The organism is Paludibaculum fermentans (assembly GCF_015277775.1).
Classification (GTDB): domain Bacteria; phylum Acidobacteriota; class Terriglobia; order Bryobacterales; family Bryobacteraceae; genus Paludibaculum; species Paludibaculum fermentans.
In genome coordinates this window covers 4,269,160-4,283,212 of the sequence record NZ_CP063849.1, presented here as the reverse complement: position 1 = coordinate 4,283,212, position 14,053 = coordinate 4,269,160, and the positions used below count along the sequence as shown (strand labels likewise).

At 63.1% G+C, this 14,053-nt stretch carries 10 protein-coding genes; 5 read left to right on the top strand and 5 right to left on the bottom strand.

Translation table 11 applies throughout. The features are described from left to right. Positions 1 to 174: 174 nt before the first annotated feature. From IRI77_RS16725 to IRI77_RS16705, 5 genes are all read left to right on the top strand, one after another. Complete coding sequence (locus tag IRI77_RS16725) at positions 175 to 1,491, top strand: TolC family protein (protein WP_228486773.1); 1,317 nt, start codon at positions 175 to 177, stop codon at positions 1,489 to 1,491. After that, positions 1,488 to 2,624, top strand: a complete 1,137-nt coding sequence (locus tag IRI77_RS16720; RefSeq protein WP_194453178.1) for an efflux RND transporter periplasmic adaptor subunit — start codon at positions 1,488 to 1,490, stop codon at positions 2,622 to 2,624. Before IRI77_RS16725 ends, IRI77_RS16720 begins: the two co-directional genes overlap by 4 nt. Beyond that, entirely contained in the window at positions 2,621 to 5,767 is a 3,147-nt protein-coding gene (locus IRI77_RS16715) for an efflux RND transporter permease subunit (RefSeq protein ID WP_194453177.1), read from the top strand. The genes IRI77_RS16720 and IRI77_RS16715 overlap by 4 nt, the downstream gene beginning before the upstream one ends. Positions 5,768 to 5,787: 20 nt before the next feature. Next, positions 5,788 to 6,447, top strand: coding sequence for a bifunctional 4-hydroxy-2-oxoglutarate aldolase/2-dehydro-3-deoxy-phosphogluconate aldolase (locus IRI77_RS16710; protein ID WP_194453176.1), 660 nt, complete (start codon positions 5,788 to 5,790; stop codon positions 6,445 to 6,447). A 239-nt stretch (positions 6,448 to 6,686) separates the two neighbouring features. Beyond that, positions 6,687 to 7,358, top strand: coding sequence for a hypothetical protein (locus tag IRI77_RS16705; RefSeq protein ID WP_194453175.1), 672 nt, complete (start codon positions 6,687 to 6,689; stop codon positions 7,356 to 7,358). Between the two features lie 64 nt (positions 7,359 to 7,422). Here IRI77_RS16705 and IRI77_RS16700 read toward each other — a convergent pair whose 3' ends face one another. The 5 genes from IRI77_RS16700 to IRI77_RS16680 form a co-directional block, all read right to left on the bottom strand. Continuing rightward, positions 7,423 to 9,912 (bottom strand): response regulator, encoded by a 2,490-nt coding sequence (locus IRI77_RS16700; protein WP_194453174.1) that lies wholly within the window; start codon positions 9,910 to 9,912, stop codon positions 7,423 to 7,425. Beyond that, positions 9,909 to 10,868, bottom strand: coding sequence for an ABC transporter substrate-binding protein (locus tag IRI77_RS16695; RefSeq protein WP_194453173.1), 960 nt, complete (start codon positions 10,866 to 10,868; stop codon positions 9,909 to 9,911). The genes IRI77_RS16700 and IRI77_RS16695 overlap by 4 nt, the downstream gene beginning before the upstream one ends. Continuing rightward, positions 10,865 to 12,949, bottom strand: coding sequence for a TonB-dependent receptor plug domain-containing protein (locus tag IRI77_RS16690; protein ID WP_194453172.1), 2,085 nt, complete (start codon positions 12,947 to 12,949; stop codon positions 10,865 to 10,867). Before IRI77_RS16690 ends, IRI77_RS16695 begins: the two co-directional genes overlap by 4 nt. A 471-nt stretch (positions 12,950 to 13,420) precedes the next feature. After that, the gene (locus tag IRI77_RS16685; RefSeq protein WP_194453171.1) at positions 13,421 to 13,696 is read right to left on the bottom strand and encodes a hypothetical protein; all 276 of its coding nucleotides are present in this window, start codon (positions 13,694 to 13,696) and stop codon (positions 13,421 to 13,423) included. A gap of 79 nt (positions 13,697 to 13,775) precedes the next feature. Further along, on the bottom strand, positions 13,776 to 14,048 hold the full coding sequence (locus IRI77_RS16680) for a hypothetical protein (RefSeq protein WP_194453170.1): 273 nt from the start codon (positions 14,046 to 14,048) through the stop codon (positions 13,776 to 13,778). Positions 14,049 to 14,053 lie beyond the last annotated feature (5 nt).

Sequence of the window (14,053 nt, the reverse complement as noted above, 5' to 3'; positions counted from 1 at the left end):
CCCCTCCCCTCAACCACGCTGCCCGTGGACGTCGAGTGCGTCAATCCGCAGCCGCGCCCGGTGTCTCTGTGCGCCGCGGAGCAATGGGCGGAATACTCCGCGCCTTCCCCCTGGCCGGCCAGACGCCTCCGCGTCTGTGTCGAGTCCAGCCGCCTGATGTGTTGGGAGAATCAGATGAATTTACCGAGATACTCAATGGCCGCGCTTGCCGTGGCCGCCGGGTCTGCCGGCGCCAGACGAGCCAGATATGTCCTCCTCCGTCCGCTCCTCTTGCTGCTGGGCCCGGCCTGCCTGCTCGCGCAACAGCCGCTGACATGGCAGCAGGTGCAGGCGCGCTTTGAGGCCGCCAACCCCGTGTTGCAGGCTAGTGCGCTCGCCGTCGACGAATCGCGGGCGCAGGAGATTACCGCCTATCTCCGCCCCAATCCCACGTTTAACGCAACGCTCGATCAGCTGGCCCTCTTCCCGGGTTCGAGCGTGCCCTACCGGCCTCTGTCAAACACTCTCCCCGTGCTGTCGCTGAGCTACCTGCACGAGCGCCGGCACAAACGGGAGTTGCGGCGCGACAGCGCGATCGCGGCCACCGAGATCGCTGAATCGCTCACGGAGGACCAGCGCCGCGTGCTGCTGTTCAGTCTTCGCGTAGCCTTTGTCCAGACCTTGCAGGCCAAAGCGATCCGCGACCTGGCCCGCACCAACCTGGCGAATTGGGAGAACGTCCTGGAGATCAGCCAGACCCGCCTCAAAGCCGGTGACATCTCCGAGATCGACTACGGCCGCCTCCAGTTGCAGCGGGTGCAGTATCAGACGGATCTGCAGGCCGCCGAGGTCAACCTGCGCACCGCCAAGATCCAGTTGCTGCAGTTGCTCAACGACCGGACGTCCGTGGAACAGTTTGACGTCACCGGGCTCTTTGAATCCGGCGAGAATCTCATCGCGCTGGAGGAGCTTCACAAACTGGCGTTGGAGAAGCGGCCCGACCTGCGCGCCGCGCTGCAGGCCGCCGGCAAGGCCGTCACGGACCATCAGTTGGCCGTGGCGAACAGCTCCACGGATCCCACGTTCTCTTTCGACCTCGGCCGCAATCCGCCGGTCCCGTCCTACATCGGGGCCAGCGTCAACATCCCGCTCCGCATCTTCGACCGCAACCAGGGCGAGCGGCTGCGCACGGAGATCGACATCCGGCGCACCGCCAGGCTGAAGGAAGCCGCGCAGGCCCAGGTCTTCGCCGACGTCGATTCTTCCTACCAGTTGCTGGCCAGCAACCTGAAGCTTCTGCGCGACTACCGGACGAACTACCTCTCCGCGGCAGGACACGTCCGCGACACCGTCGCATTCGCCTTCCAGCGGGGCGGGGCGTCGCTGCTGGACTTCCTGAGCGCCCAGGGCGACTACCGCGCCATTCAACTCAACTACCTGAATCTGGTCGGCGCCTGGCTGACCGCTGCCGCACAGATGAATCTGGCCGTGGGCCAGGAGGTGATCCAGTGACCCGCACTCATTCCTGTCTCCTGGTACTCGCCTGCGCCGCCGTCACGGCGGCCTGCACTACGAAGGTCCAGGCCGATCCTGGCGCGGGGGCTCCGCCGGACGCTCGCGTCGAGCCGGCTCCTGACTCCTCCAGCGTGAAGGTGGCCCACCCCGAGCAGTTCGCCACCACCCAGGCTCAGCCCTACACTTCCACGCCCGAACTGGCAGTCACCGGTGTCGTGACCCCCGACGTCAGCCGCAATGTGCCCGCCGTCTCCCTCGCCACGGGACGCGTCATCGAGATTCATGCGCGGCTCGGCGACGAGGTGACCAAGGGGCAACTCCTACTGAAGGTCCGCAGCACCGACATCGCCTCCGCGTTCAGCGACTACCGCAAGGCCGCGGTAAACGAACAGCTCACTCGCACTCAGCTCGAACGCGCGCGCATCCTCTTTGAGAAGGGCGCCCTGGCCGCGAAGGACATCGAGGTCGCTCAATCGGCGGAGAACAGCGCGAAAGTTGATGTCGAAACCGCAACCGAACGCTTGCGCCTGCTGGGCGCTGATCCCGGCAACCCCTCCGGTGTCGTCGACATCCTGGCGCCCATCAGCGGGATCATCACAGACCAGCAGGTAACCGGCGGCGCCGGCGTCCAGGCCTTCTCCGGAACAAATCCATTCACCATCTCCGACATGTCACGGGTCTGGATCCTGTGCGACGTGTACGAGAACAGCCTGTCCTCCATCCGGCTGGGCGAAACAGCCGACATCACGCTGAATGCTTACCCGGACAAGTTGATCCGGGGCACCATCAGCAACATCGGCGCGGTGCTCGATCCCAATATCCACACCGCCAAGGTGCGCGTCGAAGTCCCCAATCCCGGTCGGATGATGCGCGTCGGGATGTTCGTGACCGCTACGTTCCGCGGGCGTGCGGGTGAGCCCCGCGCCATGGTTCCCGCCACCGCCATCCTTCATCTGCACGACCGCGACTGGGTCTACGTTCCTCAACCCGGCGGTCTCTTCCGTCGTGTCCCTGTGGTCGGCGGGAAGACACTGGAGGGAGGCATGCAGGAGGTGCTGTCCGGACTCGCACCCGGTGACCGGTTAATCACCAGCGCTCTCGTGCTGCAGAACGCGGTGGACCAGCAATGATTCATCGCATCGTCGGCCTGGCCCTGCAAAAACGCGTCTTCACGCTGGCCATCGCCCTGGCGTTGATCGTGTGGGGCGTGATCAGTTTTCGTGCCCTGCCCATCGAGGCCTATCCGGATGTGGCCAATAATTATGTCTCGGTCATCACCCAGTGGCCCGGACGCGCGGCCGAGGAGGTGGAGCAGCAGGTCACCATCCCCGTCGAGACCGTCATGGCCGGCATCCCGCACCTGGAGCACCTTCGTTCCACCACCCTGTTTGGCCTCTCCAGCGTCATGATGATCTTCGACGATGAATCCGACAATGAAGCCAATCGCCAGATGGTGCTGGAACGCCTGGCCCAGTTCAGCCTGCCCCAGGGCTTGCAGCCGGTGATGGGCACGGACTGGAGCCCCGTCGGGCAGATCTACTTCTACCACCTCATCAGCACCAATCCGAAGTACGACGTCATGGAGCTGAAGGCCCTGCAGGACTGGACCCTTCTTAAGCAGTTCAAGTCCGTGCCCAACGTCGTCGACGTGTCCAGCCTGGGCGGCATGACGCGCGAATACCAGGTGCTGGTCGATCCCAACAAGCTCATCGCCTATGGCCTGACCTTGGCCCAGGTGGAACAGCAGCTCACCGGCAACAACCTCAACGCCGGCGGCAGCTTCATCCAGTCCGGCATGCAGCAGATCAATGTGCGCGCCGTCGGTCTGGTCAGCAATGTGCAGGACATCGAGGAGACAGTGATCACCGCCCGGAACGGCACGGCCCTGCGCGTGAAAGACATCGCCCAGGTGCAGCAGGGGCCCCGCATCCGACTCGGCCGCAACGGCAAAGCCATTCACCGCGAGGATGGCCGGATCCTGGATAACAACGACGTCGTCGAAGGCATAGTGCTGCTGCGCAAGGGGGCAGAAGGCGACGCCACCTTGCGTGCGCTCCACGAGAAAGTGAAGGAGCTCAACCAGCGCATCCTGCCGCCCGGCGTGAAAGTCGTCCCGTTCCTCGACCGCAGCGACCTGGTGCATTTCACCTCGCACACGGTGGAACACAATCTGACCGAGGGCATGCTCCTGGTCTCCGTGATCCTGTTCCTCTTCCTGGGCAACATTCGCGGAGCCATCATCATCGCCCTGTGCATCCCGTTCTCCCTCATGTTTGCCTCCATCTGTCTCGACCTGCGCAAGATCCCCGCCAACCTGCTCTCGCTGGGCGCTCTGGACTTCGGCATGGTCGTGGATGGCGCCGTCGTGATGGTGGAGAACATCATCCGCCACTTGGGACAGAAAGAGGAGGAAGGCCGCTATCTGACCGTGCCGCAGAAGATCAAGCAGGCAGTCCACGAGGTGCAGCGGCCCGTCTTCTATGCCATCACCATCATCATCACCGCGTATCTGCCCATCTTCACCCTGCAGCGCGTGGAAGGCCGCCTATTCCGGCCCATGGCCTGGACGGTCTCGTTCGCCCTTCTGGGCGCGCTGGTCTTTTCCATGTTCATCGCGCCGGTGGTCGCGAGCTTCGTCTTTCGCAACGGGGCCCGCGAATGGCACAATCCCGTTGTCGAATTCCTGCTGCGGCACTACCGTGTGGCCGTGAACTGGGCCGTGCATCACGTATGGGCGATCATCGGCTCGTCGCTGCTGGGCATTGCCGCTACAATGGCCATCGTCCTCAGCGGCGCGGTGGGGTCGGAGTTTCTGCCTCATCTCGACGAAGGCGCCATCTGGGTGCGCGGTACGCTGGCGCCCAGCACTGGACCCGATGAAAGCATCCGGCTCGCCAACCAGGCCCGCATCCTGCTGGCCTCTTTCCCCGAGGTCAACGTCGCCACCAGCCAGGTGGGCCGCGCCGATGACGGCACCGACACAACCGGCTTCTTCAATACCGAATACTTCGTCGATCTCAAGCCCCGTGAGCGCTGGCGGCCTGTCTTCCACCAGGACAAGGATCAATTGATCGCGGCCATGAACCGCGAACTCTCCAGGATCCCCGGGGTCGTCTGGAACTTCTCCCAGCCCATCTCCGACAACATGGAGGAGGCCGTCAGCGGCGTCAAAGGGCAGCTTGCGGTGAAGATCTACGGCGACGACCTCAAAACCCTGGAAGAGAAGGCCAACGCGGTTGTCGACACCATGCGCGAGGTGCAGGGCGTGGCCGATCTGGCCGTCTTTCGCGTCATCGGCCAGCCCAACCTGAACATCTCCATCGACCGTGCCCGGGCCGGCCGCTATCAGCTCAACGTCGCTGACGTTCAGGATGCGGTCCAGACCGCGGTCGGCGGCACTGCCGTCAGTCAGGTGTTGAAAGGCGAGCAGCGCTTCGATCTGGTACTTCGCTACCAGGAGCCCTTCCGCCGCACCCAGGAAGCAATTGCCAACATCCGGCTGCTGGCCCCGTCCGGAGAACGAGTCTCGCTGGCCCAGCTGTGCAATATCCAGGTGCAGGACGGAGCTTCCCAGATCTATCGGGAAGGCTTCCAGCGCTATATCGCGGTCAAGTACAGCGTGCGCGGCCGCGACCTGGGCAGCACCGTGGAAGAGGCCATGAGCAAGGTGGAGCGGCAGGTCAAACTGCCGCCGGGCTACAAGTTCACGTGGGCCGGCGAGTACGAAAGCCAGAAGCGCTCACAGGCGCGGCTCATGCTCATCGTGCCGCTCACCATCTTCCTCATCTTCATGATCCTCTACAGCGTCTTCAGTTCGTCCAAATGGGCGAGCCTGATCCTGATGAATCTCCTCATCGCCCCCTCCGGCGGTGTGTTGGCCCTGCTCCTCACCGGAACTTACTTCAGCGTCTCCTCCGGAGTCGGCTTCCTGGCCCTCTTCGGAGCGTCGGTGCAGGTCGGCGTCATCATGGTGGAGTACATCAACCAGTTGCGAGCGCGCGGCATGACCATCGTGGAAGCCACGGTGGAGGGCGCCGTCCGCCGTCTGCGGCCCATCATGATGACCATGCTGGTGGCGACCCTCGGGCTGCTGCCCGCGGCCACCTCCCATGCCATCGGGTCCGATTCGCAGCGCCCGTTCGCCATCGTCATCGTCGGCGGCCTGGTGGCGAATCTGCTGGTGGCCATCTTCGTTCTGCCGGCCCTCTATGTCTTCTGGGCGCGCCCGGCGGATCGCCTGCCCGAACCCGACGATGAACCCAATGAGGCATAGACGAAAGCGAGAACACTGCCATGAATAAAGAGGAAGTCAAGGCGCGCATCATACAGACGGGCATCATACCGGCCATTCGCACGCCGGCAGCAGACGATGCTCTGTTTGCCATCGAGGCCGTCTCCCATGCCGGCATCGGCATTGTGGAACTCACCATGACGATACCCGGAGCCCTCCCGCTGCTCACCCGCATCGTCCGTGACAACCCTGGCCTCGTCGTCGGAGCCGGTACCGTCGTCGATGCCGGTCTCGCCCGTCGATGTCTCGACGCCGGAGCCGCTTTCCTCACCAGCACCGGCCTGGAACTGGATACGCTCGAATTCGCGCTCCGCAATCAGGTCGTCGCCATGCCCGGAGCCCTGACGCCTACCGAGGTCATCTCCGCCTGGAAGGCCGGCGCCGATTTCGTCAAGGTCTTCCCCTGTTCCCTGGCCGGCGGGCCCGCTTACCTGCGGGCCTTGACTGCGCCCCTCCCCCTCGTTCCACTCATCGCTTCCGGCGGAGTGAACCAGCAGACAGCCGGGGACTACATCCTCGCCGGAGCCACCGCCCTCGGCATCGGAGGGAACCTGATGCCGCGCGAAGCCGTCGAGTGCCGCAACGCGCAATGGATCGCGGAACTGACCCGCCGTTTCTTGCAGATGGTCGCGGAAGCGCGCGCCCGCCGGCAGCAGAAATGATGCCCGCTCACTACGATTTGCCACGCGGGCCGGCCGTACTTCGTGCAGGCCCCAAAGGGCAGCGCCCGGGCCATCAACGGCAACCTTGTCTTCAAATCCGTCGCCTTTGCCCTCTTGCCCGGTGTCCTGGATGGGCAGGGGATTCTCTTCCGGCTCTCAATTGCCGCGCTTGATACAATTAATCGAGAATTACGCGCCAAATCTTTTCGCGTCGGCGGCGCTGGTAAAGTGTCGAATCTATGAAGTATCAGCTGGAAATATCGCGGTCCTGTTTTGCCCCGTCCGCCCTTGCCCTCGCGCTGCTGGCGGCGCCGTGCCTGGCGAACCAGGAACCCTGCCGGGTTTCCGCCCCGGACTCTCGCCTCCACATCTCCGCCGATGGCGGGACCACTGAGCTGCCTCTGGTCTCCGATGGCAAAGGCTGTAAGTTCGATCAAAACTACGCTCTTTCCTGGGTGAGCGTCTCCATCGTGCCGCCCGGCACCACCGGAGCCCCCTACGTCATGCGCTATCACGCCGCACAGAATCGTACACCCGCTGCTCGCACGGTGGGCCTCCACTTGGGAGACCGGGACTTTGAGTTTGCCCAGTCACCCGGGCAACCGCGCCTCGCTGTAGGCCCCGGACGCCTCGCCTTCTCCTCCAAAGCCGGGGTTCCCCTCGAAGCGAAGAAAGTCCTCACTGTCTGGAGCGAGGATGCGCCCGTCGCGCCCCGCGTCCAGGTTCGCGGCGAAGACCGGGATTGGTTGTCCGTCGAGCCCACCTCAGACCCGCGCAAGTTCGAGGTTCGTATCCGCCTCGCCGCCACGTCGCCGCTGCAGCGCAGTGGGCTTCTTTTTGTGTCGGCGGACTCCACGGCGAACGGCCCCATTAGTGTGCCCGTGGAAGTGACAACCGGAAATCTGCCGTAGCCCGTCGCTCAACCCTGCGAAGTTGCGAGGCCCGGTCTGATCGCCGTCGTGGCCGTCCGGGCGCCTATGGAATCGTCTTAGGAGCGGGACCCGCCTCGTTCAGCGAAACCGGCGGGTCGCCCGGCACGACCAATGCGGCGGAACCGCGCCGCGGTGGGGCAGGAGCGTGTTTCAGCACCTGCTCGATCGCGTCATACAACGAAGCCTGACGGAAAGGCTTGGCCACATATCCGTCCATCCCCGCCTCCAGACATCGCGCCTGGTCGGACGTCATTGCAAATGCCGTCGCCGCCAGAATAGGGATGTGCCGGCCTGTCCCCTCTTCCAGTTTCCGGATGGCCGCCGTCGCGCCATACCCGTCCAACTCGGGCATTTGCACGTCCATCACGATCACGTCGAATCGGGCCCGGCTCAGCTGCTCCAGAACTTCGCGCCCATTGGAAGCCACGGAAACCTCACAGCCAGCCTTGTCCAGTAGGGCGACGGCCAACCGCTGATTCACCCGGTTATCCTCCGCCACAAGCACCGACAAGCCCCGCAGGGTTCCATTGATCGCCGTCGCGTTGGCTGGCAGTTTCTCTGCCGGCGCGGAACGCTCCGCCTGCTCCGCGCTGAGGGCCTGCAGGATCGCGGTCCGCAGCGAATTCGGGAAAACCGGCTTGGGCACGTGCTGCGCCTCTCCCAGGCGCCTGCATAGTTGTACATCCTCGGCCAAGTGGGTGGGGCTGATCATCAGGATCGCGGAGACTCTCTCCCCAGTCTCTTTCCTCACCCGGCTCACGAGTTCAAACCCGCCAACACCAGGCATGCGGCCGTCTGCCAGCAGCAATTGGAATGGCTCCTTTCGCCCCGCTTGGGCACGCGCCAGTTCCAGGGCTCGCTCAGCCGTCTGCGCCGAACACGTGCACGCGCCCCACCGCGCCAGCATGTGCTCGAGAATCCGCAGCTGTGTCCCATTGTCGTCCGCGATGAGCACTCGTATTCCATGCAGATGGGGCATCGGTTGCGCCGGATTCTCCTCCGCCTTGCGCGGGCCGTATGTGCACCGGGTCACAAAGTGGAACGTACTGCCCTTTCCTGGCTCGCTCTCCAACCAGATCCGGCCGCCCATCAACCGCGCCAGCCGCGACGAGATAGCCAGCCCAAGTCCGGTTCCGCCATAGTTGCGCGTGGTCGAGGCATCCACCTGCGTGAATGATTCGAAGATATAAGCCTGCTTTTCCTTCGGGATACCGATTCCGGTGTCCCTGATACGGAAATGCACCTCCACGCTATCGCCGTACGATGGGGCGGTGTCTGCTTCCAGCAACACTTCGCCGCGCTCAGTGAATTTGATCGCGTTTCCGGTCAGGTTGAGAATCACCTGCCGCAACCGGTCCGCGTCGCCAATCAGGCTGTCTTCCGCGTCATCCCGAAAATCGCAGAGGAGTTCCAGCCCCTTCTCCTCCGCCCGCACTGCCAATGCGCGCAACGTACTGCTCACCAGCTCACGCAAGGAGAAGGGCCGCGGATCCAGGTCCATCTTGCCCGCCTCAATCTTCGAGAAATCCAGGATGTCGTTGATCACTCGCAACAGCGAATCGGCCGAGTGGGACACCGTCTCAAGGTAGTCCCGCTGCTCGCCTGTCAGCTCTGTCGTCAGCGCCAGTTCTGTCATGCCCATGATGCCGTTCATCGGAGTCCGGATCTCGTGGCTCATGTTGGCCAGGAATTCGCTCTTCATCCGGTTCGCTTCCTGTGCCTGGTGCAACAGCTCCTGCAACTCCTGCCGCGACCGCACCTGGTCGACCATCTCGTTGAACGCGGCAGCGAGTTCACCCACCTCATCCATCCGCGCGACGGATGCTCTCCTGGTGAGGTCGCCCTTCGCCACCAGTTGCGTCACCTGCCTCAATTGGCCCAGCGGCGCCAGTGCCCTCCTCAAGCGCACAAACTGAATGGGATAGAGCAGCAACTGCGCCAGCAGGGCCGCAATCAGCGCGGCGCCTATGGTTCGACGCGATGTGGCCGCCTGCGATTCAGTGGAGAATCCGATTCGGATCGAACCCAGCGCTGTCACCGGGGCGTCCGCGCTCGTCCAGTCCATCAACCCAATGTCCGACCGGCTGGCCACCTGTGCCCGCACCTCCAGGATCCCTGCTCTGTCCCCTGCGCTCAATTCCCTCTGGCTCGCGCCGGTCCTGGGATTCCCAGCCGCGTCCTCCGGGATGTTTTTTGTCAGAAAACCTCGTGCCGACGCACTCGCCAGGGGCGCGCCTTTCGGATCGGACACAATCGCGTAGAGCACATCCTGGCTCCCAATCACCGATTGCACGACCCGCTGCAGTTCCTGTGTGTTGCCCACCAGAAGTGGGTATTCCACCTGGCTCGCGGCGAGCCCCGCAATCGAGTCTGCGCGCAGCCCCAATTGGCTTTTCAACTCCACTGATCCGGTGTGGACCAGAAAGGCCGTCAGGCCGCTCACGGCGAGTGCTACCAGCCAGAAGTTCGAGAGGAAGATATCGAACTGCAGGCTTCTCCTGCGCCCGTTCTGCCCAACTCCGAATAGTCTCATCGCAGCACCTGGAACCGGTTGTCATCATGGCCGCTGCTTTCGGCGTAGTGCAGGCCCAGCATCTGGGCCACCCGGCCATTCAGGGCCACACGCCACAGCCTCGGTGACACCGCAAGTGCCTGATCGTTGTTGCGCTCCAGCAGCAGCCGGGTAACCTCTCCGGTCTGCCGACCGACGTCTTCATAGTCGGGGTATACGCCCACCGCCGCGCCCGCGCGCACGAAGTTCTCCGAGAAGCCCACAATCGGTAGACCGCTCCGGATCGAAGCCAAAACCAACGGTTTGATGGTGGAACCATTGAACAGCGTGCTCTCCGGTGGACACCACACAAAATCCACTTCGTCCCGGAACGATAGGAACGTCCGCAACAGGTCGTCGGTTCTGTCGCAGTCCCTGATCACCAGCGTGAACCCCGCGTGCTTCGCTTCCGCGCGCAAGGCGGCCGTGCCGGGCCCTGGCCGGCTTGGGTTTCGAATCATCCCCGCCCTCGTTCTCGAGGGCAGCAGCCGCTTCAGGTGTGTCAGCAGGTCCGTGAGTGGCAGGTCCAGCGACACTGAAGCGTGCTGGCCGTGGCGGCTTTGCGGCCCAGCAAGATCCGCCGCCGATTCCGATCGGAACATCATCGTCGCCACAATCGGGAAGTGCTGCGGCAGTGCCGCCGCTGCACTCAGGGCCTTCGTCCCGAACGCAATCACTGCGTCCGGATGTGCCCGGTCAACTCTGTCCTGCACGCCCGTGCCGATTGACGATTCCGTCAGTTCAACCACCTCGACTTCTCCCGCGTAACCAGCCAGGGAACTGCGCAAACCCGACAATGCGGCGCCATAGGCCTCCCCTCGCGCCGATGTGAGTACCAGCACTCGCTTCTGGATCGGAACCGGCGGTGGAGCGGAATGCCAGGTTGCGGCTACGGCCGCAAACCACAGCACGAGATTCAGTTGGCATGGCGTCGTCATCGCCCCGCGGCGCCTCCGGTCCCCGGTTTGCTTCTCCCGGAAGAGACCCCGGCGGCCCCCAGTTCCGCTCCCTGCCAGGTCAACTTGAGGAAGAACGAGATGCCATTCTGTGCCAGCCGGTCGGTTCCATGCTCCAATCCAACCGGATCCGGGTACTTCTGGTTGAATAAATTCCGGATACCGCCGGAAAACTCCACGCCGTGATAAGTCCGGCTCGAACTCACCGTCAGGTCGGCCAGCAGCACCTGGCGCACCGTGTCGCCGAGAATCGTCTTGCGCGGACTGAGATAGCTCAACCCGGCAGCCACGCCCGCTCGGTGCCGCGCCACCGGCGCGTAGAACCTCATCTTCGCAATCGCGGCCGGTGAGTTCACCTGATAGGGCAGGGCACTGTTCCTGACTTGTTGGAAGGACACGCCTGCCGAAATCTCCGTATCCGCGTACGTATGCGCCTTCAGGTCAATATCCACCCCTGTGGATCGATTCCTGGCGACATTCCGAAACTGCTGCACGTCCGTCTCAACATTCACGGCTGTGATCAGATCCGCCACCCGGCTGTAGTATCCGCTCGCAGCCAGGCTCAGCCTGCTGCCGAATCGATGTTCAGCCCCCACTTCCCACGTGTTGATATTCTCGGGCGAAAGCCTCGCATTGCCCAGGTTGAAAACACCATCGGCGTAGTCCCGCTCGTATGTACTCGGACTCCGGAATGCCCTGCCATACAGGAACTTGAACGTAGTCAGGGCCGATTGCTGGAACGTAAAGGCCACGCGCGGTGAGAGGAAGCCGCTCGTCGATCTGGCGTCATCACCCCGCAATCCGATATTTGCCTGCAGCCGGCTGGTAATGCTCCATTCCTGCTGGACGAAGACTCCATACGACCGGTCCAGCACGTTCGCGCGCAGACGCAGCCACGGCGCCGGCAGGATGTCGAAGTTCTCCTGCAGCGAACGAAGGTCCCACTGCACCTCCCCCCCTACCGTGAGCGCACTCGTGCTCGATTCGTTGAAACGGTAAGAAAGCCGCGAGCCCATCCAGTCGCCCCGCGCCACATCCCGGCTGTCCACGATCGCTGATCCGTCAGCATTGTCGTAGCGGCCATCGAACCCATACCGGTCGTAGTACACCCGCCACCGGACACTGCCGTTCGAACCGACATCATGCACATAGGCCGCCTCCGCGAACCCCCGCGAGTCGGCGACCTTGTTCCCCCTGTCGTTGAACAACGTGCCATACCAGCCCGTGGGAACCAGTTTCTCCCTCGACGCGGCCAGCCCCGTAAACGTCCAGTCGCCCCACGTGACATTCGCAAACAGGTGGTAGCCCCTCTCTCCATCTGTCGACACACCGCGTCCGTGGTTGCTTTCGGGCCTGTCAGAAGCCGGGAAGTACAGATCCTGCCCCGAATTGTTGAACACGGAGCCTGAGATCAGCGCCTTCGCCCCGTGGCCAAGCTCGGTCGAAGTGGAGACAATGACTTTCTTCTCCCCGAAGCTGCCCACCTCCACGCTCACCCTGGGTTCTGAGTCGTTCGCGGCACGTGTCACCACATTGATCGTCGCGAACATCCCGTTGCTGCCATACAGGACTGACGACGGGCCACGGATAATCTCAATCCGCTCCACCAGGTCCAGGTCCAGGCTGAAGTCCTGTCCAAAGAATCCGTTCGACCCGTAGATGTTCTCGGTCATGTAGTGACCGTTGAGCATCACCAGGAAACGCGTGTTGTAGTCGCCTGGCAGCGAGAATCCGCGTACGCCCACATACCGGTAAACCCGGTCGTAGCTCACATAGAATCCCGTCGCGCTGGAGATCGCCTCGCCCAGCGTCCGGTATCCATACCGGTGAATGTCCTCGCGTGTAATGATGCTTACATTGCCGGGAGCCTGCTGCAGGGTCTGCGCATGCAGCGACGCGGCCTCCACGACCGGCATCTTCTCAAACAGCACCGACTCCGGCGGCTCCGCCTCCGCACGCCTGGGAGGCGCGGTTCCTGCTTCCTGTCCCGCCGGTTGGGCCGACAGCCCGGCGCACATCAGCAGCCCTGCCGTCATCAGGTACTTCGAAGCGGCGGAAGTCATGGCTCCATCCCTGGACAAACCACCGTCTGCCCGTGCCGCGTTAGCCGCAAGGTGGATGCCGCTTCTCTTGCAGCCCCGCTCCCATCACGATCTTGACCAACTACTCCTGCAGACATACACCCGCTCATTCATTTATCGGGGTGTAGTGTCGAGAACTTTAAGGAGATGACACATCGAATTCACTCAGGTTGAAAGCTGCGCGGCCTGGCCGCCGACCGGGCCAACCGGATCGGCCTCAGCCTCGCTCTCGAAGCGCAACGCCTTGGGCTCTTCCTGCTGAGTGTTTGGAGCGAATCGAGTGTCATTTTTCGCGACGGAAGGCGGGCGTCGCGGCCGAGGTCTGGATGGCCGCCGCAGGGGCACGCATCCGCTTCGGCGAATACCCCCAAGGACTTCCTTGCGGTGACTCTATTGTGATGGGTGTGGGCGCACGCGGCCTCTTAGCGTCCGGCCCGCCGCACTCCGCCAGGACTAATTCTTCGAACGCCGTCGCGCTCCACCGCCCAGTCCGCCCAGATCGATAATCACTGCCAGCAGCAGCCAAAGCAGGTTGATGCCTTCGGTCGGCATTTTACTGTTGACCTCCCAGGCATAGACGATCGTGGTCAGCGGCAGGAAAAAGAAGCCGAGAATCGGCAGCAGCACGCCCCCGTGGAACGGGCGTTCCAGGTAGGTCGAGAAGAAGAACATCAACGCGAGAGTGATCCGCGGAAACGCAAGGACGACGATGAGCAGAAGGCAAGGCATATTGAGTCTCCTACCGGACACCACAAGCCCGTCACAACTACTCCAATCATAGCCTGCCCCTCACGCCAAAAGCGGTCGCTCACCTCTGCGCCCGGTGAAACACAAAAAAGAAAACCGTCAAACTCAAAGCCGCCAGCAGCAGGATGCTCGACTTCACAAATTCCACTTCCGCCACAGCTCCTCCAATCATCCCGGAGAGGTCGCGGAGAAACACGGCCGCCGCCAGAAAGCTGGCCAGGGCCATTCCGATCAACGCAAAGACCGCGGCACTTTTTAGGGTCATCGCGGAATAGTACGCGCTACAGCCGCCCGGGTCAAGACAAAACAAACCCTTCGCAACCTGTTCGGCCATTCGTC